The following is a 20,705-nucleotide window of genomic DNA, read 5'->3' as shown; positions in this document are numbered from 1 at the left end:
CTTTTTCAGGAGGTACATAATGAGCAAAATTGCGATCGTTACTGACAGTACGGCCTATTTACCGACCGACACGATTCATAAATACGGCATCACGGTGGTGCCTTTGATGGTCAACTTTGGCCAGGAGAGCCACAAGGAAGGCGTGGACATCACGTCCGACCAGTTTTTTGCACGTCTGGCGGTGGAGAAGAACCTGCCGACCACGTCGCAGCCGTCTGTCGGCGAGATGGTGCAGGCGTATGAACGCTTGCTGGAATCGCACGACAGCGTCATCGGCATCTTCCTGTCTTCCAAGCTGTCCGGCACCGCGCACTCGGCGGAAACGGCTTCGCGCATGGTCGAAGGTGACATCACCGTCATCGACTCCAAGATCACCGCGTTTGGACAGGCACGCCTCGTGCTGACCGCTTGCGAGATGATTGCAGCGGGCAATGACAAGGAAACGATCGTCGCGAAACTGAACGAGATGGTCGAAACGATCAAAGCTTTCTTCATCGTCGACTCCCTCGAACACCTCCATCGCGGCGGACGCGTCTCCGGCGCGGCTGCGTTGATCGGCTCCCTGCTGCAGGTCAAACCGATCCTGCACGTCGAGGACGGCAAGCTTGAACTGCTGGAAAAAGTGCGCACGCGCAAAAAGTCGCTCGCCCGCATCGCCGAACTGGTCAAGGAAAAGCAGATCGCCGGCAAGCACATCACCATGGCGATCGTCTACACCGACAACCCGAGCGACGCGGCGGAAGTGGCGGAGCAGTTCAGACAGCAGTTCCCGGAAGCTGACATCTCCACCGCGCAGATCGGCCCGGTCATCGGGACGCACGTCGGACCCGGTCTGCTCGGCTTTATCTTCGACCAGCAATGAGCGGAAAGGGATTCTGGAACGGACTCCTGAATCTCGTGTATCCCAAACGGCCCCAGTGCCTGCTCTGCGAGCAGCCTTTGGCCGAAGCCAATGAGGCGGTATGTGCCCCCTGCACGGTCCAATTGCGGGCGGGCATTCCGCCTTTTTGCCGTATTTGCGGACGCGAGATGCCAGAGCCGGACATCTGCTCAGACTGCTCATGGCGCAAAGAGCGCTTTTTCCACCGCGCCCTGTCCTTCGGGCCATATGACGGCCGTCTAAAAGACGCGATCCTCAAGCTGAAGGAAGAGCGCCAACTCGAACTGCTCCCCCTGCTCGTCGACTGCCTGACCGAAGCGTACGCCACCCACCTCTTCGACACGCACATCGACTGCCTCGTGCCCGTCCCGATGGCGGCCGACAAAGAGCGCGCCCGCGGCTTCAACCAGGCGGAGCGCCTCGCCCAAGGCCTGAGCGAACGCATCGGCCTGCCTGTCGTGCCAGGTCTGGTCTGGCAAGGCTCGTCCCGCTCGCAAGTTTCGCGCGGACGGTCGATGCGCCTCGCCTCGATGGAAAACTCGGTCGCCCTCTCGAAAACGGCCGGCAGCGATCTCGACGGCATGACCGTCTGCCTGATCGACGATGTTTACACCACCGGCGCCACCGTCAACGCCTGCGCCAAAAAGCTGCACAGCGCAGGCGTGCGTGCGGTATATGTGCTGACAGCAGCGCGATAGCATTGACCGCGAAAACCTCCCTTGAAACAGGGAGGTTTTTTGCTATAGACTGGTATTGTCTACTTGATTGTATCGGGAGGTTAACAATTGTGGATGTAAAAAGCATTCTGCCGCACCGGGCTCCTTTTCTGTTTGTGGCGGAGGTGGTGGAGATCCTGCCGATGGAGCGGGCGGAGGCGATCTCCAATCTGCCGTCGGAAGCGGTACAGGACAACACGGTGCCGCTATGGTACGCGGCGGAATTTTTGGCGCAGACTGGGGCGCTGGCGGTGCTTGCGGGCAGACCGGGCGGGGAGCGGACGCTGATGACCGGGATCGAAGGGATGCGTCTCTTAACCGAGGTGCCGGCAGATCGCCCGCTGCGGGCCGAAGTGACCGTGCTCGGGGAAAAAAGGGGCATGGGCAAACGGCGCGGCCAGGTCTGGCAAGGCGCGACCTTGGTGGCAGAAGGGGTGATCTGGTATGCGCGGACGTGGAGTTGAGCATGAGTCGCGCCGGGTCGCGCTGAGGCAGCGGAACTGGCGGCCCGGTCTGCACGGAGCGAGGTCTGAGCAGCAAACGCGCCGGGTGGCGCTGATCGCCGGCGGCTCGGGCGCGATCGGCAGCGCGGTTGCGGAGCAACTGGCCGCACGGGGCGACATCGCGGTGATCGGGTATGTGTCTGCGCCCGAGGCGGCTTTTGCAAAAGCGGAGGAACTGCAGGCGAAGTATGGAGTTCCAGCCCATGCGGTGGCGCTCGATGTGCGGGACAGAGCCGCTCTCGACGCGGCGGTGCGGATGCTGCTGGAGAAGTACGGGCGGCTCGACGTGCTGGTCAACGCCGCCGGGATCACGCGCGACCGGATGTTGTCGAAGCTGACCGGGGAGGATTTTGACGAAGTGTCAGCGGTCAATCTCAAAGGGGCTTTTTCCCTGATGCAAGCGATCCTCCCCGCGATGCGCCAACAAAGCTACGGGCGCATCGTTCACATCACGTCCTACGCAGGCATCCACGGGCGCATCGAGCAGTCGGCGTACGCGGCGACCAAGGCCGCTTTGATCGGCTTGACGAAAGCGGCCGCTCTGGAGGAGCTCCCGTACGGCATCACCGTCAACGCCGTCGCGCCTTCGGTCACCGAGTCGAAGATGACCGCACAGCTGACAGCGGAAGCGACCGAGCGCCTTTTGCAAAAAATCCCCCTCGGGCGCATGCAGACCCCGGAGGAAGCGGCCGGGCTGATCACCTGGCTGACCTCGGAGGGGGCAGGCACGATTTCCGGGCAGGTGTTTGCCGGGGACAACAGACAGTACGGATGGTGAGGAAGGAGCCGGGAGCAGCATGAACAAACAGCGGCGCGTCGTGATCACAGGGAAGGGAGCGGTGACCCCGTTTGGCATCGGGGTGCCGGTCTTTGCGGAGGCGTTACAAAAGGGGCAGAGCGGCATCCGCCTCTTGCAGCAGCTCGATACAACGCGGCTCCCGACAAAAGGCGGCGGCGAAGTGGCCGTCCCGCTGTCGCCCGTCGCAGGTCTCGCGCCGCGTGCGCCCCGCTTTGTCCAGTTCGCCGCGTTGGCTTTTCAGGAGGCGTGGCGAGAGTCGGGCCTGGCCGGGGAGACTTTTGACAAAAGCCGCCTTGGCGTCCTGCTCGGCACTTCGCGCGGCGTCGTGCGCGAGCTTGAACTCGCCTGCGAACTGCTGCGCAGAAAAGGCGCTGCGCGTCTGCAAGCGGAGCATCCGGGGCTGCTGCAACTGCTCTTCCCCGTCTGGGGCAGCGGTGCGCTCAGCCACAGCATCGCCCAACTGGCCGGAGCAGCCGGACATGTCGGCACCATCTCCGCCGCCTGCGCATCCGGCACGATTGCGATCGGCGAAGCGGCACGGCTGATCTCGGAAGGCGTCTGCGATGTGATGATCGCGGGCGGCGCGGAGGCTCCTTTTACACCCACTTCTTTTGCCGGGGTCTGCTCGTCGAAAGCGATGAGCGAGCGCTGGGACGATCCGGCCGCCGCGTGCCGGCCGTTTGATGCCAGGCGCGACGGATACGTGATGGGCGAAGGGGCGGGGGTACTGATCCTCGAAAGCTACGACCACGCCCGCGCCAGAGGAGCCTCTCCGCTCGCCGAGATCATCGGGTACGCGCAGACGGACGACGCCTCGCACATCACCGTGCCGACGGGCGAAGGGCTGCGGACGGCGATCCGACTGGCTTTGCAGGAAGCGCGTCTCGCGCCCGAGGAACTCGACTACATCAACGCGCACGGCACGTCAACGAAGCTGAATGACAAATGGGAAACTTGGGCGCTCCACCAAGCATTGGGCAACGCAGCATACCGCATTCCCGTCTCCTCCACCAAGTCGATGACCGGCCATCTGCTCGGCGCAGCGGGTGCGGTTGAGACGATTGCCTGTCTTCTGGCGATGGAACACAGCTTCCTGCCGCCGACGATCAACTACAGCGAAGCAGACCCGGACTGCGACCTCGACTATGTGCCCAACGATGCGCGCAGCCAAAACGTAAGCCTCGCCCTCACCCAGTCCCTTGGTTTTGGCGGACACAATGCGGTTCTGCTCTTACAAGGAAAATAAGATTATGGAACCTGTCAATCGTGTTTGCTATAATAAATGTGTAATGGGTGAGGGAGGGTAGCTAACAATGGGACTTGCCAACTGTAAGAGCTGTGGCAGATTGTATAATCAACAGATGCACTTTGAGGTTTGTCAACAGTGTCGAATGGAAGAGGAGCGCCAGTTTTACGCCGTGCGCGATTACTTGCGGGAACACCGCCGTTCCACGATCTATGAACTCAGCGATTCCACGGAGACGCCCGTTTCGCTGATCATCAAATGGATTCGCGACGGACGCATTTCGACCTCGGACCATCCGGAACTGCACTACCCTTGTGAAAGCTGCGGAGCCCCAACGCTGGAAGGGAAGTATTGCAAACCGTGCAAAGACCGCCTGACCAAAGGGTTTGAGCAGACCAGGCAGGAACTGACGGAGCACCGAAACAACGAACAGAACAGAAGTGCTTATTACCATAGACGTAATAACTAGCATGCAAGAGCATACACGAGGTCTGATGATCTGACCTTGTGTCATGGCGCGAGAACATACTTATCCAAACCGGATTTTTGACCGATACAAGGGGTATCCATTGTGTCGGTTTTTTATTTGTGAGGTGAAGCAGGATGAAAATCAACGATACGGCTCGCATCTACCGGTTGCAGGCTTATCAAAACGCTGAGCGCGCCCGTGAAGAGAAAGGCGCAGCAGCGGCAGGCAGCCAGCGCGACGGCGTGACGATCTCGCCCCTGGCGCTGGAAATGTCGCGCGGCGAAGACCCGGCTGTCAGGGCGGAACGCCTCGAAGCGGTGAAGGAGTCGATTCAAAACGGCACCTACCAAGTCGACCTGCAAAAAGTAGCGGAGAAGCTCTACGAGTCTTTCATGAGATAAACGGTTTTCGCGATTCAATACGTGATTTTAGATAAAAGGGAGTGCAGCATGAACGATCTGACACCTGTTGTGGCTGTGATCAAGTCGATGGTGACCGCGTATCAGGAGCTGTTGAAAGTCCAGGAGCAGAAGCGCGACGCGCTGATCTCCGGACAGGTCGAAGCATTGCCCGACCTCGTGCAGGAGGAGCTGAAGGCGGTTGCGGTGACGCAAAAGCTGGAAGCGGAGCGTCTCGCCGCCCTCGAAACGGCATTGGGCGCCGATGCGCGCGGTGCGGACTGGACGCTGGACAAGCTCCAGAGCGTCGCCGGACCTGTGCACCGCCTGCAGATCCGTGCAGCAGGCGAAGCGCTCCAAGGGACGGTGCGTCAAGTGCAGAACCTGCATGAGCTGAACAAAAAGCTGGTCAGCCAGTCCCTGCAGTACGTCCAGAACACCCTCGACCTGATGACGGGGGAAAACACGATGATGACCCCGACATACGGCCGCCAAGACGCGTCTCCCTACGGAGATGGCAGCCCGCGCCGCATGTTTGATTCCAAAGCGTAAGGAGACAATCCGATGCGATCTACCTTTTTCGGACTGGAAATTGCCAAGCGGTCTTTGTTCACCGAGCAGGCCGCATTAAATACGACCGGGCACAACATCGCCAACGCCAACACGGCCGGCTATTCCCGCCAAGCTGTCAACCGCGTGGCGACACCGTCGCTCGAATACCCAAACATGAACAAATCGGTCGGCCCGGGCCAGATCGGCACCGGCGTTGAGATCACCCAGATCTACCGCGTCCGCGAGCAGTTCCTCGACTCGCAGTTCCGCAACGAGAACAAGACGCTCGGCGAATGGACGTCCCGCGCGGACATCCTCGCCAAGGTCGAAGCGATCATCAACGAGCCGTCCGACTCCGGCATCCGCACCGTCATCAACCAACTGTGGACGTCGTTCCAAGACCTGTCCAAAACGTCGACCCCGGACGCGGCGATCGCAGCCCGCAAGATCGTGGCCCAGCGCGCCGTCGCCGTGGCGGAAGCGTTCAACCACCAGTCGCAGCAGTTGACGGAGCTCAATGCGGACATCACCGAAAGCATCCAGATCAAGGTCAAGTCGGTCAACGCCAAGCTCGGAGAGATCCAGTCGATCAACGGCCGGATCAAAGAGCTGAGCGTGCTCGGCGATGTGCCAAACGACCTGCTCGACCAGCGCGACCTGCTCGTCGACCAGATCTCCAAGCTCGTCGACGTCAAAGTCACCGATCAAAATGACACCTATTCACTGACCATCGGCGGCAACGTGGTGATCGACGGAGCCAACGTGCTCACCCCGCTCAACGAGACCGCTCCGGTCGTCGCAGGCGGTGAACTGAAAGGCCTGATCGACGCGCGCAACACCGACGTTGCGAACTACAAAAACCAGCTCGACCTGCTCGCCCAGACGCTGGCGACAGGCGATGTGAAAATGAAGCTGCCCAACGACTACACCGTCCCGAACGGCGTGTCGGTGCGCGGCGCGGACGGCACCGTCTATAACGCGGGCATCGTGCTGCCCAAGGGCACGGAGATTCTCGTCGGCGGCTTGAACGGCCTGCATGAGCTCGGCTACACGATGAACTCTCCGCTGGAGACCGGCAAGGAATTCTTCGTCGGCGACGGCACCACGATCAACGCCGGCAACATCAAGCTCAACCCGGACATGCTGACCAACCCGGCGAACATCGCGTCGTCGATGAGCATGTACAACGACGGCTCGACCGACCGTGTCGTGCAAGGCGACAACTCGCTGGCGATCATGATGTCCTCATTTGGCAGCGCGATCATCACCTTTAACGACGCAAGCGGTACGATCAACACGACGATCGAAGGCTACTTCCGCGGGATCGTCTCCGAAGTTGGCGTCAAGTCGCAGACCGCGCAGAACAACCAGAACAATGCGGATGTCATCGCCCGTCAGATCGACGGCCGCCGCATGTCGGTCAGCGGCGTGTCGCTCGACGAAGAGATGGCGAACATGATGATGTTCCAAAAAGCATACGCGGCAGCCGCCCGCGCCTTGACCACGATGGACGAAGCGCTCGACGTCGTCATCAACCGCATGGGCCTCGTAGGCCGTTAATAGACAGCAGATAGGAAAGGAGGACTTCAAACATGCGCATCACCGGACAAATGATGACCCAGAAGCTGATCAGCAACGTTCAAAACAACCTGACCCGCATGGAAAAGTGGCAGCGCGACCTCGCGACGTCGAAGAAGATCCACACCCCGTCCGACGATCCGGTTGGCACTTCCTACGCGCTGCGCTACCGCAGCGAGTTGGCGCAAAACGACCAGTTCATGAAAAATGTGGACTCGGCCAACTCCTGGGTGCAGTACACCGATAAAATGCTCGACCAGGCGACTCAGGTCATGCAGCGCGCACGCGAACTGGCGGTGGCCGGGGCGAACGATACGCAGGACGTGTCGGCGAAGAAAGCGATCGCCGACGAAGTGGATCAGCTCTACAAGCAGATGGTCTCGATTGGCAACTCGCAGTTCAATGGGGCGTATGTCTTCAACGGCATGTTGACCGATGTCCAGCCGTATAACGAAGCGAACGCGGAGACCGCGCAGCCCAACGGCGGCGTGATCCGCTATGAGATCGGGCCGGGCACGATGCTTGAAGTGAACACGCTGGGGCAGGACGCTTTTGGCGCCAATACCGACCCGGACAACGTGTTTGCCGCGCTTAAAAATTTGCGCAATGCTCTGTTGACCGACAATCAGGCTGGTGTTCAGAATGGGCTCACGCAGGTAACTGACCGGATCAGCGAGATTCTGGAAGTCCGCGCCGGAGTCGGCGCCCGCATGAACCGTCTGGAACTGGCGGAGAACCGTTTGACCGATATCGACCTCAATTTGCAGACTCTGCAGACAAAAGTAGAAGACACTGACTTGGCGGAAACGATCACGCAGTTCAAGATCGCCGAAGACGTGTACCGCGCTTCGCTAAATACAGGCGCGAGCATCATCCAGCCGAGCCTGATCGACTTCCTGCGCTAGAGGTGACGACAGATGGTGCGTTTAGAGTTTCGCTCCATTCCCGCGCGGCATGAGATCAACATCAAGCCGCCGAAGATGGACATGCAGCCCGAACGGGCTCCGCTCGATCTGGAGATTCAAGATCCGAAGTTGGAAATTCTGAGGTCGGCGCAGGTCAAGATCGATATCGACACGTCGCAGATGCGTGCAGACATCGGCTATAAGCCGGTGCTGCAGCTATCGGGGGATGCCGCAGCGAAAGGTCAGCAGGCGTGGCTGGAAGGTGTCAGCCGCATCGTCAGCGAAGGCAATCAATTGTCCCGTTACGACAAGGGCACCCGCGTTGGGCATCTAGCCGATCAGCGTTTGCAGCAAGGTGAAGTATCGGTCGGCATCAAGCCGGTCTCGCCGCCCAAGATCAACGTGGACATCACCCCGCAACAGGCGGAGTTTACGCCGGGTCATGTGCGTGTAAACTATAAACAGTGGTCGGTGAACACCGAGCACGAATGGGGGACGGTCACCGGCCAGATGGTGCAGTATCCCGACCTTGAGTTTACTTTGAAAGGCAACTTATACGACACCCGGGTCTAGACTCGGGTGTTTTTTCACAGGGGGAAAGAAAGTTATGGAGAGCTTGGCCAGCATGAAAACCACGATTGAGTTCCCGGAGGGAATCCCTGGGTTTGAATCGATTCGGACCTGCACGATCGAGCGTGTCGACGAAGGTCCATTTTATGTGCTCGAAGAGAAAGGCGGAGAATTGTCGCTCGTCCTGCTTGACCCGGAAGCATTTTTCCACGAGTACCGCTTGGAAGCAAGCTTGGAAGACCTGAACGCAATTGGGCTGACCGACGAAGCGGATGCCCAAGTGCTTGTCGTCGCGACGCTGGCGGAGCACCTGCAGGACATCCGCGTCAACCTGAAAGCGCCCATTGTGATGAACAAGCAGAACGCCAAGGCTTGTCAGATCATCGATGCAAAGGGGCGCTACGAGTCGCGCGTTCCTCTGTTTGCAGGCGAATAGGAGGCAGGAGCATGCTGGTATTGTCACGCAAGGTAGGCGAGAGCATCCGGATCGGTGATGATGTGATCGTGACGGTGGTTGAAGTAAAGGGCGATCAAATTCGATTGGGCATCGAAGCGCCTAAGCAAGTCAAAGTGCATCGCCAGGAAGTCTACGCCGAGATACAGGAACTAAACCGTCAAGCTGCGATTCAGAAGACGGAGCGCAGTCAGTTGAACTCGCTTTTAAAAGCGCTGCCTAAACAAAAGTAGCGAATGCTAGAAAAACAGTCTTGTAGATAAGAAAATAAGAGGTAACTTCTGATAAGTATGCATAAAGAGCCGAAGTTGCCGATTTCGGCAGTTCATTCAACGCGCATATCTTCCGATAACGATTGAGAAGGGACGGCACGGATGCTGTCCTAAACTTTCTCAACTCATCAAGGAGGATGAAATCAATGCGTATTCAAAACAACCTGTCCGCTCTGTTTGCACAAAACAAACTGCAAGCGAACAACAACAACCTGTCCAAGTCCCTCGAGAAGCTGTCTTCCGGCTACCGCATCAACCGTGCGGGCGACGATGCAGCAGGTCTCGCGATCTCCGAAAAAATGCGCGGTCAGATCTCCGGTCTGAACATGGGTGTGAAGAACTCCCAAGACGGCGTCTCCCTGATCCAAACGGCTGAAGGCGCGCTCAACGAGTCGCACTCCATCCTGCAGCGTATGCGCGAGCTGGCTGTTCAGTCGGTCAACGACACCAACACCACTGGTGACCGTTCGAAGATCAAGGACGAACTGCAACAGCTGAAGTCCGAACTGGACCGCATCGCTGATACCACCCAGTTTAACGGTCAGAAGCTGCTCGATGGCTCCTTCTCCGCTAAGACCTTCCAAATCGGTGCGAACGCTGGTCAAACCATGTCGTTGACCGTCAACTCCATGAACACTTCTGCGCTCAACGTAAGCCTGACCCAAGCGAACATCGACAAGATTGCAACTGCCGGGACCAATGCGTCTCAGGTTGCGGCTTCTTCCAATCTGATCACGTTTGTTGACGATGCGATCGAAACGGTTAACAACGAGCGTTCCAAGCTGGGCGCAGTACAAAACCGTCTTGAGCACACCATCAACAACCTGCAAACTTCGGCTGAGAACCTGACCGCAGCAGAATCCCGTATCCGCGACGTGGATATGGCTTCTGAAATGGTGAAGTTCACCAAGAACCAGATCCTCACCCAAGCGGGCACCTCGATGCTGGCGCAAGCGAACCAAGCTCCGCAAGGCGTTCTGTCCCTGCTCCGTTAATTTGGGTAAAAGACCGGCCATATGGCCGGTCTTTTTTTTATAGATGCAAACATAGTTATATCAGCTAGATTGAGCTAGATAATAGACAATAATATCTAATGAAGGCGGAATATGAGCTAAAATCCCGTTTACATTTCCCTTGCGGTGACCGATAACGAATAAGGAGAGGACGGCACGGATGCTGTCCTAACTTTTGCACTCATCAAGGAGGATGAAATCAATGCGTATTCAAAACAACCTGTCCGCTCTGTTTGCACAAAACAAACTGCAAGCGAACAACAACAACCTGTCCAAATCCCTCGAGAAGCTGTCTTCCGGCTACCGCATCAACCGTGCGGGCGACGATGCAGCAGGTCTCGCGATCTCCGAAAAGATGCGCGGCCAGATCTCCGGTCTGAACATGGCTGTGAAGAACTCCCAAGACGGCATCTCCCTGATCCAAACGGCAGAGGGCGCGCTCAACGAGTCGCACTCCATCTTGCAGCGTATGCGTGAGTTGTCCGTTCAATCGGTCAACGACACCAACACCACTGGTGACCGCTCGAAGATCAAGGACGAGCTGACTCAGCTGAAGTCCGAACTCGACCGCATTGCTTCGACCACTCAATTCAATGGTCAAAAGCTGCTCGACGGTTCCTTCTCCGCCAAGACCTTCCAAATTGGCGCAAACCAAGGACAAACGATCTCCTTGTCGATCAACGACATGCAGGCATCTTCCCTGTCTGGCTCGATCACCGCAGCTGCCATCGGTTCCATCGCAGCAGGTTCTGCAGGTAACCAAGTAACGGCTTCCTCTAACTTGATTTCTGCAGTTGACAACGCGATTGAAAAAGTAAACAACGAGCGCTCCAAGCTGGGTGCTGTACAAAACCGCCTTGAGCACACCATCAACAACCTGCAAACTTCGGCTGAGAACCTGACCGCAGCAGAATCCCGTATCCGCGACGTGGATATGGCTTCTGAAATGGTGAAGTTCACCAAGAACCAGATCCTCACCCAAGCAGGCACCTCGATGCTGGCGCAAGCGAACCAAGCTCCGCAAGGCGTTCTGTCTCTGCTCCGTTAATTCGGGTAAAACGACCGGTCATATGACTGGTCGTTTTTTTATGTTAAACGAAATTAGTTCTATTTTGTAGATTGAGCTAGATAATAGATGCTGGTGGCGGAAAAGGACGAAATATGACCGGATATGCCAATTATGTTTTGAGTGCCTTTATCCGATAACCATAAGGAAGGGACGGCACGGATGCTGTCCTAACTTTTGCACTCATCAAGGAGGATGAAATCATGCGTATTCAAAACAACCTGTCCGCTCTGTTTGCACAAAACAAACTGTCTGCGAACAACAACAACCTGTCCAAATCCCTCGAGAAGCTGTCTTCCGGCTACCGCATCAACCGTGCGGGCGACGATGCAGCGGGCCTCGCGATCTCCGAAAAGATGCGCGGTCAGATCTCCGGTCTGAACATGGCTGTAAAGAACTCCCAAGATGGTATCTCCCTGATCCAAACGGCAGAAGGCGCGCTCAACGAGACGCACTCCATCTTGCAGCGTATGCGTGAACTTGGCGTTCAGGCTGTCAACGACACCAACACCAAGGCAGATCGCTCGAAGATCAAGGACGAACTGCTCCAACTGCGTTCCGAAATTGACCGCATCGCAGAGACCACCCAGTTCAACGGTCAAAAACTGCTGAACGGCTCGTTTAACACCAAGACTTTCCAAATTGGTGCAAACCAAGGCCAAACGATCCAACTGACCGTTAACTCCATGCAAGCGGAACAACTTAATGCAGGTATCACTTCCATTGGCATCGGTAATATCGCTTCCGGTAACGCAGCTTCCCAAGTAAGCGCAGCTTCCGACTTCATCACTGCGGTTGACGACGCGATCAACACCGTGAACGACGAGCGCTCCAAGCTGGGTGCTGTACAAAACCGCCTTGAGCACACCATCAACAACCTGCAAACTTCGGCTGAGAACCTGACCGCAGCAGAATCTCGTATCCGCGACGTGGATATGGCTTCTGAAATGGTGAAGTTCACCAAGAATCAGATCCTCACCCAAGCGGGCACTTCGATGCTGGCACAAGCAAACCAAGCTCCGCAAGGCGTTCTGTCCCTGCTCCGCTAATCGGTTTCGCAAATTCTCAAGCTGGCTGGCAATTTGCCAGCCAGCTTTTCTATAGGAAATAAGCTGTGGAGGTGTTTGAGATGAGTATTTCAGGGCTTGGCGGTTTAGGCGGTTTGGTTTCGGGAATGGACTCGAAGACCCTGGTCGACAAACTAATGATGATCGAATCGCAGCCGCTCGTGAAAATGCAGCAACAGCAAAAGAAAACGGAACTGCGCAAAGGGCTGTACCAGGAAATAAACGCTTCTTTGCTCAAACTGAAGACAGCTGTCTCGGCGCTTTCTGACCCGCAAAAACTGCTCGCGAAAAAAATGGCTTCTTCGGATGACAAGGTCGTCACCGCAAAGATGGCAAATGCCGACAAGATCGTCACCGGCACGTACAACATCGACGTGACGCAACTCGCGTCTGCTTGGACATCCCGTTCGGGCAGCATCACGACGTTTGCCAATCCGACCACAAAGGAACTCGGCTGGTCGGGTACCTTCAAGATCCAGACGGGTGATGGCAGTACCTCGCAGACATCGAAAGACATCACGATTGTTGCGACCGACCGTCTGACCGACATTGCGACGAAGATCAACTCCGCACTGGAAGACAGCGCCGATGCGAAAGCGATGAAGATCAAAGCAACGGTGGTCGACAACACGCTGATCTTAAATTCCACAGAGACGGGCGCCGGCCGAACGGTTCAGGTATTGAATGACGCCAGCGGTATTTTCCAGACTGGCAAACTGGGCATGACCGATGCATCGGGCAACTTTACGGCGGCTACGGCCGGTCAAAACTCGAAATTCAGTGTCAACGGAGTCAACGTGGAACGTACGAAAAACACGGGACTCACCGATGTGATTATGGGTGTCGATCTCACGCTGCTCAAATCGGGGGAACCGACGACTTCTCTTAACGTCACCGAGGATTTTGAAGCTTCCGAAAAGGTGATTCGAGATTTCATTACCGCGTATAACGACACGACCGAATTGATCAATGCGCGGATGAACGAGCAGCCGGTGGCTGGTGCGACTACCGATACGTTTATGAGCAAAGGGCTGTTGCGCGGCGATTCCGCGCTGTATAACATTCAGTCTACGCTGCGCGAGATCACGGGTAAGCAGTTTACCAGCAGTTCCATGTTCAAGACGCTGAACTCGATCGGCATTGAAGTGGATAAGGCTGACAACGGCGTCGCCGGGAAATTGACGCTCAACAGCACGAAACTGCGTGAGGCGATGACGCAGAACCCGAGCGAAGTGATGAAAGTGTTTTTCGTCGACAGCGATGGCAATGACAAACTTGATGAGAAAGACAGCGGAACTGGCAATGGCCTCGCCGGGATGATGTACAACAAGCTGTTCATGCTGACCGATACGACGACCACAACATACGGGGTCACGTCTGCACCGAAGGGCTTGTTGCCCAGCCGCATGAATCTGATGGACACGCAGATTAAGTCGTTCACCGATACGATGGAAGCGTTCAACAGAAGACTGGGCATGCGCCGCAAAACGCTGGAAGCGCAGTTTACCTCCATGGAAATGATGCTCCAGCAAAGCAATGCTTCGGCGAGCTTTATGCAAGCACGGATGGGTACTCAGTAAAGATGACAGCTGGGGCTTTTACGAAGCCCCTCTTGTTTACTGGTAAATGTCGACTAGTGTATACAAAGGTGGTCATGGCTGTGCGAACTGCGATTCAAGAAAGCATTCTGCAAGTATTGCGTCAGCGTCGCTCCTCGTACGCACATCCACTCAACTCGCAAACGATCAGCGAGATCTTGAACATTACGCCATCTTATGTGCGAGAGCAGATGAGTGATTTGCAACGAGACAAGCTGGTCGCTGTACGAAGAGGACCCAAAGGGGGATATTACCAAATGGCAACGGGACAAAAACTCCGCCTGTATCTGGACGGAGTGGAAACGGAACACGATACAGGCACCTTCTTGGCGGTCTATGAGCAGGCGATGCAACGCCTGAATGAAGAAGAGAGAATCATCATTGGCATCTCCATCAACGGCGTGGAAGTGCTGCCGGACAGCTTGGGAGATATTGCTCATGACGAGATCACACAAGCGGTTATTTCGTCCCAGCCGATGGTTGAGTTCGCAGAAGGATTGGCGAACACGGCGTTCGACTATCTGCCGAAGCTGAAGCAAGGACTGATCAGCGTTTCAAGACTGTTTCAGGAAGGCCGTGACGAAGACGCGCACACCTTGTTCGTCGAAGCGGTCGAAGGGCTGGAGTGGATCAACTCCTGCCTCGGAGGACTCGGGGCATGGTTGGCGCAAAAAGGCAGCGTCGAGCTGCTGCAACTGCATGGCACCTATCAAGGGCAACTCGCCGATTTAGGAGCTGCGATGGAACAGAAGAATCTGACCGACGTCGCCGACCTGTTGGAGTATGAAGTTGCGGAAACGCTGTCAAAGGCGATGGAGCGGATGCAAGAATTGAAAAGACTGCTCGACACGATGAGAAAGGGGTCGTAAGATGAGCCTGTTTTTAGAAGCGAACGAACAGGCGCTGGCGATACGCCGCATCCTGTTTGAGCAGTATACGACGATCAAGATGCAGCAAGAGCAAGAGCATTCCGTTCGCATTGAGCCGACCAAATCGGGTGCAGCGAACATCGTAGTGGAAATCGAGGGTCAGAGCAGCCCGCTCTACTCCCGTTATCAGCCGATCGTGGAAGCGGAGCGCTGGGCAACTGCACAAAAAGCCGAGAAGAAGGAGGAGCAGAGCGCTTTTATCGTCGTCGGGCTGGGCCTCGGGTATCATCTGCGCGCTTTGCGTGACCTGCTGGGCGCAGACTTGCCTTTGTTTATCGTCGAACCGTCCTGGCAGATCTTCCAAGCGGCGATGGAAGCGGTTGATCTGTCCGATCTTCTGACCGATCATCATGTGCATCTGCTTGTCGGCGGCGATTTTCGCCAAGCTGCGAGGGAAGCGTCCCAGTTTATCGGCAAGAACATGTTTAACGCAGGATGGCTGGAATGGCAGGCATACCGCCGCTTGTTCCCGGAGTATCTTACCTCGTTCGCGAAAGAGACTGCGCTTAGCGCCAAAGACGTGCGGATCGACCACAACACGATTTTGCACTTCCAAAAAGAGTGGCCGCGCAACATGATGTACAATTTGAATCGGATTTTGAAAAATCCCGGTGTTAATCGTTTGGCCGGCAAGTTTGCCGGACGTCCGGCGATCATCGTTTCGGCAGGCCCCTCGTTGGCGAAAAACGTGGACTTGTTGCATGAAGTCAAAGGAAAAGCTGCGATTCTATGTGTTGATACGGCTTATCGCGTACTACAACAGCGCGGCATCAAGCCAGACTTGATCTTCGCGTTGGACGGTACCGAAAAGAACTACAAGCATTTTACCGGGGTGCGTCCGGAAGGAGTACCGCTCGTCTTCCTGCCGCCGGTACACCACAAGATTGTGGAGGAGTATGGAGAACGAAGCTTTTCCTCCAACGTGTTTGATCCGATCATTCGCGAAGCAACCCAGCATCTTGAACCGCGCGGTGTCCTCAACTACTCCGGTTCGGTTGCAACTTTGGCATTTGAAACGGCATGTCTCGCCGGAGCAGACCCGGTCATTTTTATCGGACAGGATTTGGGCTATCCAGGCGGGCAGGCGTATGCGCCTGGCACGATGTTTGAAGACATGAAAAAAGAGTACGACCCGAAAAGCAAGATGTTGTTCGTGGAAGGGGTCGACGGCCAGCCTGTCCTCACAGATCCACAATTGGACAAGTTTCGCCGTTATTTTGAAGATCGGATCGAAGCGATGGGGAAGATCAGAACGTATATCGATGCCACTGAAGGCGGAGCGAAGATTCAAGGCACAGAGATCAGCACGTTGCGCGAGACGCTCGACCGATATTGCGTGAACAGTTTCGACATTGACGGCATCATCGATGAAGCTGCCCAACCCCCAGGGGACGATCTGGAACCTGCGCTCAACGTCTTGCACACCATGCACCGCACTTTGCACCAGATCAAGAGGATCTGCCGAGTCGCACTGCGTAAAAACGTGGAACTGCGCGACTTGTACAAAGTGAAGCGCCTTCGCCCGGGCAAAGTCGCAGCCGCAAATGCCGCACTGGACCGTATCGACCAGAATCTAAAGCGTTTGAACGAAAAACAATGGCTTGATTTGACAATGCAGCACTTGTTGCTGGTCCTGACACAAGGCAAGCTGTCCAAAGCGCCGGCGAACGAAACGGATCAGGCAAAAGCAATGCGCGTCACCGCCAATGCGGATTTATTGTACACCGGGATGCTGCAAGCAGCTCATGAGATCAACTCTCACGTCGAAGTGGCGCTTGAGCGCGTTCAGCAAGAAACCAAACAGGGAGCGACTGTGTGATGATGAACAACCCATACCAGAAATATCAAAACCAAGCTGTGCAGACTGCCACTCCGGAACGCCTGTTGCTGATGTTATTTGAAGGGGCGATGCGCTTTTGCAAAGAAGCAATGCTTGGAATCGAGCAACGCAACTTTGCCGTGGCGAACGAGAAAAATATTCGGGTTCAAAACATTATCAATGAACTGATCATTACCCTCGATCGCGGCCAAGGCGGTGAAGTCGCAGAGAACCTGCTTTCTATCTATAACTACCTCAACCAGCGGTTGATCGAAGCCAACCTGAAAAAGGAAAAAGAGATTCTGGAAGAAGTATACGGTCACCTAAGCGAATTGCACGAAGCGTTTAACGGTGCCGCACAAGTCGTCCGCACTCAAACAGGCCGTACTGGCGACCAGGCGTAAGGGGGCTGTGCTGATGACCCGATTGGAAGCGGCGCAGCGCATCCTGGAGACGACGCTGCAGATTCAAGCAGCGCTTCAGGCGGGTGATGATGATCGCTTGGCAACATTGTTTACAGAGCGCCAAGATCTGATCTCCGATTATTTGCTCTTAGAGGAGGAAGGGAAGGGGCAGCCGCAAAATAAAGCGGAAGAGTTGGAGATTCAGAGCTTGATGAAGCGGGGTTATGAGCTGAATCAACAGACGAATCGGCAACTTTTGCAAAAACGGCAGCTCTTATACCAGGAGTTGTCGATGGGCGATCAAATGCGTGAAGCGTCCAATGCCTATTCCTCCCCGTATGAGAACGTCAGCGGACCGATGTTTTTCGATAAAAAGAAATAATATCCGACAGACTTGTGAGTAATGTGGAAAAGTACCGTGGATATGTGCATAACTCTGTGGATAAGCGTGGGTAACTGTGGAGTATTTGTGGATTGCTTGTGGAAAAACGAGACGATGAGGATGGATGAGCGGTGGATTTGAAAAACAAAAAGATTCTGGTGACCGGAGCGGACGGTTTTATCGGCTCCCACCTCACCGAAGAGCTGGTGCGGCGCGGTCATGATGTGCGGGCGTTTGTTTACTACAACTCGTTTAATTCGTGGGGCTGGCTTGACCACTCTCCTAAAGAGATTCGGCAACATCTCGATGTTTTTGCGGGTGATATCCGCGACCCGTACGGGGTGAAAGAAGCGATGAAAGGCTGCGATGTCGTCTTGCATCTCGCGGCGCTGATCGCCATTCCGTACTCTTATCACTCGCCGGACACCTATGTGGACACCAACGTCAAAGGCACGCTGAACATCGTGCAGGCCGCCCGCGAACTGGGCGTACAGAAAGTTGTCCACACCTCGACGTCCGAAGTGTACGGCACAGCGCGATTTGTCCCGATCACCGAGGAGCATCCGCTGCAAGGGCAGTCGCCATATTCGGCGAGCAAGATCGGGGCCGACCAGATGGCGATGTCGTTCTACAGCTCCTTTGACACGCCGGTCGCGATCATCCGCCCGTTCAACACGTACGGCCCGCGCCAGTCGGCCCGTGCGATCATCCCAACCGTCATCACCCAGATCGCCAACGGCAAGCGCACGCTGAAGCTCGGCTCCTTGCACCCGACCCGCGATTTCAACTATGTGAAAGACACGGTCGAAGGGTTTATCGCCGTCGCCGAGTCGGACAAGTCGGTTGGCGAAGTGATCAACATCGGCAGCAACTACGAGATCTCGATCGGCGAGACGGTGGAGCTGATCGCCGAAGTGATGGGCGCAAAAGTGGAGATCGAGACGGAAGCGGCACGCCTGCGTCCGGAAAAAAGCGAAGTCGAGCGCCTCTGGGCAGCCAACGCGAAAGCAAAAGAACTGCTCGGCTGGGAGCCGAAATACGGAGACCGCGAAGGCTTCAAGCGAGGCCTCTTGGAGACGGCCGAATGGTTCACCAATCCTGACCACCTTAAAGGCTACAAAGCCGATATCTACAATATATGATGATCCCTCTTCTTATCGAAAAATTGCGGTCGGTGCTGCCCGAAGACCGCTCGTTTATCGCTTTGCACGAGCCAAATTTTCAAGGCCATGAATGGGACTATGTCAAAGAATGTCTCGACACCGGCTGGGTATCGTCGGTCGGCAAGTATGTAGATTTATTTGAAGTAAGACTAGCGGAGTTCACCGGGGTCAGCCATGCGGTTGCCGTCGTCAACGGGACGGCTGCCCTGCACATCTCCCTGCTCCTTCTTGGCGTGGAAGCGGGCGACGAAGTGCTGATGCCAACGCTGACCTTCATCGCGACGGCAAACGCAGTGTCGTATTGCGGCGCGATTCCCCATTTTGTGGACAGCGAAGAGCGGGCGCTGGGGCTCGACCCGCACAAATTGGACGCCTATCTGGCGGAGATCGCTGACGTGCGCGCAGACGGCTGCTACAACAAGCAGACCGGGCGGCGGATCAAAGCGGTCGTGCCGATGCACACGTTTGGGCACCCGGTCGATCTTGACCCGCTTGTCGACCTGTGTGAGCGGTACAAGCTGGAGCTGGTCGAAGATGCTGCCGAATCGCTTGGCTCGTACTACAAAGGCAAGCATACCGGCGGATTTGGCCGCATCGCCGCGTTGTCGTTCAACGGCAACAAAGTCATCACCACCGGCGGCGGCGGTGCGATCTTAACGAACGACCCTGAGCTGGCCAAGCGTGCCAAACACCTGACCACAACGGCGAAGGTGCCGCACAAGTGGGAGTATCACCACGATGCGATCGGTTACAACTACCGCCTGCCCAACTTAAACGCGGCGCTCGGCTGCGCGCAGTTGGAGCAGTTGCCCGGCTTTTTGCAGCAGAAGCGGGCGCTCGCGAAGCGTTATCAGGAAGCACTGCAAGACCTGCCAGGCCTTACGTTTTTCACCGAGCCGGATTTTGCAACAAGCAACTACTGGCTGAATGCGGTCGTGCTGGATGAAGCGCAGGCTGCCATGCGAGATGAGATCTTAGCTGTCACCAATGAAGTTGGCATCATGACCCGGCCGTTCTGGACCGGGATGCACAAACTGCCGATGTTCGCGCATTGTCCGAAAATGGACTTGCGCACAGCGGAGAGTCTGGAGCGGCGCACGTTCAATATCCCCAGCAGCTCCAACCTGTAACACTACTTGATGATCTGGAGGAATACTCAATGTCTTTGGATGCTTATAAAGTCAAATCCCAATCTTCGCAATCCGAACTGGAGAAACGAGGGGAACTGCACGAATTGCTGCAAGCCAGTCCGATCCCCCAAGCGGAACTGTTGAATAACACGGCTCTTTACACCCGTCGCCAAGTGCTGTCCAATATGCTGTTTATGGATCATATCTACAAACAGATCATTGACGTCAATGGGATCATCATGGAGTTTGGCGTTCGCTGGGGGCAAAATCTGGCTTTGTTCGAATCCCTGCGCGGCATCTACGAGCCGTTTAACCATACGCGCCGCATCGTCGGGTTCGACACGTTTGAAGGCTTTCCGTCTGTTCATGAAAAAGACGGCACCGACCAGGCGGTCGCCAAAGGCGCACTGGCCGTGACCGAAGGATACAAAGACTATCTCGAAGCGGTGCTCGACTACCATGAGCAGGAAAGCCCGCTTTCTCACATCAAGAAATATGAACTGGTGCAAGGCGATGCAACGAAGACGCTGGAACAGTACCTGAAAGAGCGTCCGGAGACGATCATCGCGTTTGCCTTCTTCGACTTTGATATCTATGAGCCCACCAAAAAATGCCTGGAACTGATCAAACCGCATTTGACCAAAGGGAGCATCATCGGCTTTGATCAATTGAACTGCCAGCATTATCCGGGCGAGACGGTTGCTCTAAAAGAAGCATTTGGCCTGGATCAAGTCCGTTTGAAGCGTACGCCGCTCTCCCCGTACCGCTCGTATTTCGTGATCGAGTAAGCGG

General features: G+C 56.0%; 24 protein-coding genes and 1 pseudogene. All 25 read left to right on the top strand.

Annotated elements, in window-relative coordinates:
- The first annotated feature begins 19 nt into the window (after positions 1–19).
- The 25 genes and pseudogenes from CBW65_RS04675 (at position 20) to CBW65_RS04560 (ending at position 20,701) form a co-directional block, all read left to right on the top strand.
- The gene (locus CBW65_RS04675; RefSeq protein WP_087455833.1) at positions 20–862 is read left to right on the top strand and encodes a DegV family protein; all 843 of its coding nucleotides are present in this window, start codon (positions 20–22) and stop codon (positions 860–862) included.
- 35 nt (positions 863–897) lie between these two features.
- Entirely contained in the window at positions 898–1,578 is a 681-nt protein-coding gene (locus tag CBW65_RS04670; RefSeq protein ID WP_157721772.1) for a ComFC family protein, read from the top strand.
- Between the two features lie 89 nt (positions 1,579–1,667).
- A complete protein-coding gene (locus CBW65_RS04665; protein ID WP_087455831.1) occupies positions 1,668–2,060 on the top strand; it encodes a 3-hydroxyacyl-ACP dehydratase FabZ family protein in 393 nt (130 codons plus the stop codon).
- Positions 2,041–2,877 carry an SDR family NAD(P)-dependent oxidoreductase gene (locus tag CBW65_RS04660; protein WP_087455830.1) on the top strand — a complete coding sequence of 279 codons (837 nt, stop codon included), beginning with the start codon at positions 2,041–2,043 and terminating at the stop codon, positions 2,875–2,877. The genes CBW65_RS04665 and CBW65_RS04660 overlap by 20 nt, the downstream gene beginning before the upstream one ends.
- Positions 2,878–2,896: 19 nt before the next feature.
- Entirely contained in the window at positions 2,897–4,144 is a 1,248-nt protein-coding gene (locus CBW65_RS04655; RefSeq protein ID WP_087455829.1) for a beta-ketoacyl-[acyl-carrier-protein] synthase family protein, read from the top strand.
- A gap of 145 nt (positions 4,145–4,289) precedes the next feature.
- Positions 4,290–4,613: a hypothetical protein gene (locus CBW65_RS04650; protein ID WP_087455828.1), complete on the top strand. Its 324-nt coding sequence runs from the start codon at positions 4,290–4,292 to the stop codon at positions 4,611–4,613.
- Between the two features lie 134 nt (positions 4,614–4,747).
- On the top strand, positions 4,748–5,014 hold the full coding sequence (gene flgM, locus CBW65_RS04645) for a flagellar biosynthesis anti-sigma factor FlgM (RefSeq protein WP_087455827.1): 267 nt from the start codon (positions 4,748–4,750) through the stop codon (positions 5,012–5,014).
- A gap of 48 nt (positions 5,015–5,062) precedes the next feature.
- A complete protein-coding gene (locus CBW65_RS04640) occupies positions 5,063–5,563 on the top strand; it encodes a flagellar protein FlgN (RefSeq protein WP_087455826.1) in 501 nt (166 codons plus the stop codon).
- A gap of 12 nt (positions 5,564–5,575) precedes the next feature.
- Positions 5,576–7,123, top strand: coding sequence for a flagellar hook-associated protein FlgK (gene flgK / locus CBW65_RS04635; RefSeq protein WP_087455825.1), 1,548 nt, complete (start codon positions 5,576–5,578; stop codon positions 7,121–7,123).
- Between the two features lie 32 nt (positions 7,124–7,155).
- Complete coding sequence (gene flgL / locus CBW65_RS04630; protein WP_087455824.1) at positions 7,156–8,046, top strand: flagellar hook-associated protein FlgL; 891 nt, start codon at positions 7,156–7,158, stop codon at positions 8,044–8,046.
- Positions 8,047–8,058: 12 nt separating this feature from the next.
- Entirely contained in the window at positions 8,059–8,619 is a 561-nt protein-coding gene (locus tag CBW65_RS04625) for a DUF6470 family protein (protein WP_087455823.1), read from the top strand.
- Positions 8,620–8,671: 52 nt separating this feature from the next.
- Complete coding sequence (fliW, locus tag CBW65_RS04620; RefSeq protein WP_157721771.1) at positions 8,672–9,052, top strand: flagellar assembly protein FliW; 381 nt, start codon at positions 8,672–8,674, stop codon at positions 9,050–9,052.
- Positions 9,053–9,063: 11 nt separating this feature from the next.
- Positions 9,064–9,303: a carbon storage regulator CsrA gene (gene csrA, locus CBW65_RS04615; RefSeq protein ID WP_087455821.1), complete on the top strand. Its 240-nt coding sequence runs from the start codon at positions 9,064–9,066 to the stop codon at positions 9,301–9,303.
- A 185-nt stretch (positions 9,304–9,488) separates the two neighbouring features.
- The gene (locus CBW65_RS04610; protein WP_087455820.1) at positions 9,489–10,337 is read left to right on the top strand and encodes a flagellin N-terminal helical domain-containing protein; all 849 of its coding nucleotides are present in this window, start codon (positions 9,489–9,491) and stop codon (positions 10,335–10,337) included.
- 220 nt (positions 10,338–10,557) lie between these two features.
- Complete coding sequence (locus CBW65_RS04605; protein WP_087455819.1) at positions 10,558–11,403, top strand: flagellin N-terminal helical domain-containing protein; 846 nt, start codon at positions 10,558–10,560, stop codon at positions 11,401–11,403.
- Positions 11,404–11,624: 221 nt separating this feature from the next.
- Positions 11,625–12,470 carry a flagellin Hag gene (hag, locus tag CBW65_RS04600; RefSeq protein ID WP_087455818.1) on the top strand — a complete coding sequence of 282 codons (846 nt, stop codon included), beginning with the start codon at positions 11,625–11,627 and terminating at the stop codon, positions 12,468–12,470.
- Positions 12,471–12,550: 80 nt separating this feature from the next.
- Positions 12,551–14,068: a flagellar filament capping protein FliD gene (fliD, locus tag CBW65_RS04595; protein ID WP_087455817.1), complete on the top strand. Its 1,518-nt coding sequence runs from the start codon at positions 12,551–12,553 to the stop codon at positions 14,066–14,068.
- A 2-nt stretch (positions 14,069–14,070) separates the two neighbouring features.
- Positions 14,071–14,328 (top strand): annotated as a pseudogene (locus CBW65_RS25310) (hypothetical protein); the annotation flags it as partial.
- Between the two features lie 15 nt (positions 14,329–14,343).
- A complete protein-coding gene (locus CBW65_RS04590; RefSeq protein WP_232463445.1) occupies positions 14,344–14,955 on the top strand; it encodes a DUF8042 domain-containing protein in 612 nt (203 codons plus the stop codon).
- 1 nt (position 14,956) lies between these two features.
- Positions 14,957–16,834: a motility associated factor glycosyltransferase family protein gene (locus CBW65_RS04585; RefSeq protein WP_087455815.1), complete on the top strand. Its 1,878-nt coding sequence runs from the start codon at positions 14,957–14,959 to the stop codon at positions 16,832–16,834.
- Positions 16,834–17,238, top strand: a complete 405-nt coding sequence (fliS, locus tag CBW65_RS04580) for a flagellar export chaperone FliS (protein WP_232463444.1) — start codon at positions 16,834–16,836, stop codon at positions 17,236–17,238. Before CBW65_RS04585 ends, fliS begins: the two co-directional genes overlap by 1 nt.
- A 13-nt stretch (positions 17,239–17,251) precedes the next feature.
- Positions 17,252–17,620, top strand: coding sequence for a flagellar protein FliT (locus tag CBW65_RS04575; protein WP_087455813.1), 369 nt, complete (start codon positions 17,252–17,254; stop codon positions 17,618–17,620).
- Between the two features lie 131 nt (positions 17,621–17,751).
- On the top strand, positions 17,752–18,762 hold the full coding sequence (locus tag CBW65_RS04570; RefSeq protein WP_087455812.1) for an NAD-dependent 4,6-dehydratase LegB: 1,011 nt from the start codon (positions 17,752–17,754) through the stop codon (positions 18,760–18,762).
- Positions 18,759–19,913 (top strand): LegC family aminotransferase, encoded by a 1,155-nt coding sequence (locus tag CBW65_RS04565; RefSeq protein WP_087455811.1) that lies wholly within the window; start codon positions 18,759–18,761, stop codon positions 19,911–19,913. Before CBW65_RS04570 ends, CBW65_RS04565 begins: the two co-directional genes overlap by 4 nt.
- Positions 19,914–19,942: 29 nt before the next feature.
- On the top strand, positions 19,943–20,701 hold the full coding sequence (locus tag CBW65_RS04560) for a class I SAM-dependent methyltransferase (RefSeq protein ID WP_087455810.1): 759 nt from the start codon (positions 19,943–19,945) through the stop codon (positions 20,699–20,701).
- Positions 20,702–20,705 lie beyond the last annotated feature (4 nt).

The organism is Tumebacillus avium (assembly GCF_002162355.1).
Classification (GTDB): domain Bacteria; phylum Bacillota; class Bacilli; order Tumebacillales; family Tumebacillaceae; genus Tumebacillus_A; species Tumebacillus_A avium.
The sequence above is the reverse complement of the archived record's forward strand: the minus strand, read 5'-3'. Positions and strand labels throughout refer to the sequence as shown.

Bases quoted from the DNA above. Each gene is read 5' to 3' on its own strand.
- csrA (WP_087455821.1), top strand. From the start codon at position 9,064: ATGCTGGTATTGTCACGCAAGGTAGGCGAGAGCATCCGGATCGGTGAT.
- CBW65_RS04605 (WP_087455819.1), top strand. From the start codon at position 10,558: ATGCGTATTCAAAACAACCTGTCCGCTCTGTTTGCACAAAACAAACTG.
- CBW65_RS04610 (WP_087455820.1), top strand. From the start codon at position 9,489: ATGCGTATTCAAAACAACCTGTCCGCTCTGTTTGCACAAAACAAACTG.
- hag (WP_087455818.1), top strand. From the start codon at position 11,625: ATGCGTATTCAAAACAACCTGTCCGCTCTGTTTGCACAAAACAAACTG.
- flgM (WP_087455827.1), top strand. From the start codon at position 4,748: ATGAAAATCAACGATACGGCTCGCATCTACCGGTTGCAGGCTTATCAA.
- flgK (WP_087455825.1), top strand. From the start codon at position 5,576: ATGCGATCTACCTTTTTCGGACTGGAAATTGCCAAGCGGTCTTTGTTC.
- CBW65_RS04625 (WP_087455823.1), top strand. From the start codon at position 8,059: ATGGTGCGTTTAGAGTTTCGCTCCATTCCCGCGCGGCATGAGATCAAC.
- CBW65_RS04650 (WP_087455828.1), top strand. From the start codon at position 4,290: ATGGAAGAGGAGCGCCAGTTTTACGCCGTGCGCGATTACTTGCGGGAA.
- CBW65_RS04655 (WP_087455829.1), top strand. From the start codon at position 2,897: ATGAACAAACAGCGGCGCGTCGTGATCACAGGGAAGGGAGCGGTGACC.
- CBW65_RS04585 (WP_087455815.1), top strand. From the start codon at position 14,957: ATGAGCCTGTTTTTAGAAGCGAACGAACAGGCGCTGGCGATACGCCGC.
- fliD (WP_087455817.1), top strand. From the start codon at position 12,551: ATGAGTATTTCAGGGCTTGGCGGTTTAGGCGGTTTGGTTTCGGGAATG.
- CBW65_RS04660 (WP_087455830.1), top strand. From the start codon at position 2,041: ATGCGCGGACGTGGAGTTGAGCATGAGTCGCGCCGGGTCGCGCTGAGG.
- CBW65_RS04590 (WP_232463445.1), top strand. From the start codon at position 14,344: ATGGCAACGGGACAAAAACTCCGCCTGTATCTGGACGGAGTGGAAACG.
- CBW65_RS04640 (WP_087455826.1), top strand. From the start codon at position 5,063: ATGAACGATCTGACACCTGTTGTGGCTGTGATCAAGTCGATGGTGACC.
- fliW (WP_157721771.1), top strand. From the start codon at position 8,672: ATGAAAACCACGATTGAGTTCCCGGAGGGAATCCCTGGGTTTGAATCG.
- fliS (WP_232463444.1), top strand. From the start codon at position 16,834: ATGATGAACAACCCATACCAGAAATATCAAAACCAAGCTGTGCAGACT.
- flgL (WP_087455824.1), top strand. From the start codon at position 7,156: ATGCGCATCACCGGACAAATGATGACCCAGAAGCTGATCAGCAACGTT.
- CBW65_RS04575 (WP_087455813.1), top strand. From the start codon at position 17,252: ATGACCCGATTGGAAGCGGCGCAGCGCATCCTGGAGACGACGCTGCAG.
- CBW65_RS04675 (WP_087455833.1), top strand. From the start codon at position 20: ATGAGCAAAATTGCGATCGTTACTGACAGTACGGCCTATTTACCGACC.
- CBW65_RS04560 (WP_087455810.1), top strand. From the start codon at position 19,943: ATGTCTTTGGATGCTTATAAAGTCAAATCCCAATCTTCGCAATCCGAA.
- CBW65_RS04565 (WP_087455811.1), top strand. From the start codon at position 18,759: ATGATGATCCCTCTTCTTATCGAAAAATTGCGGTCGGTGCTGCCCGAA.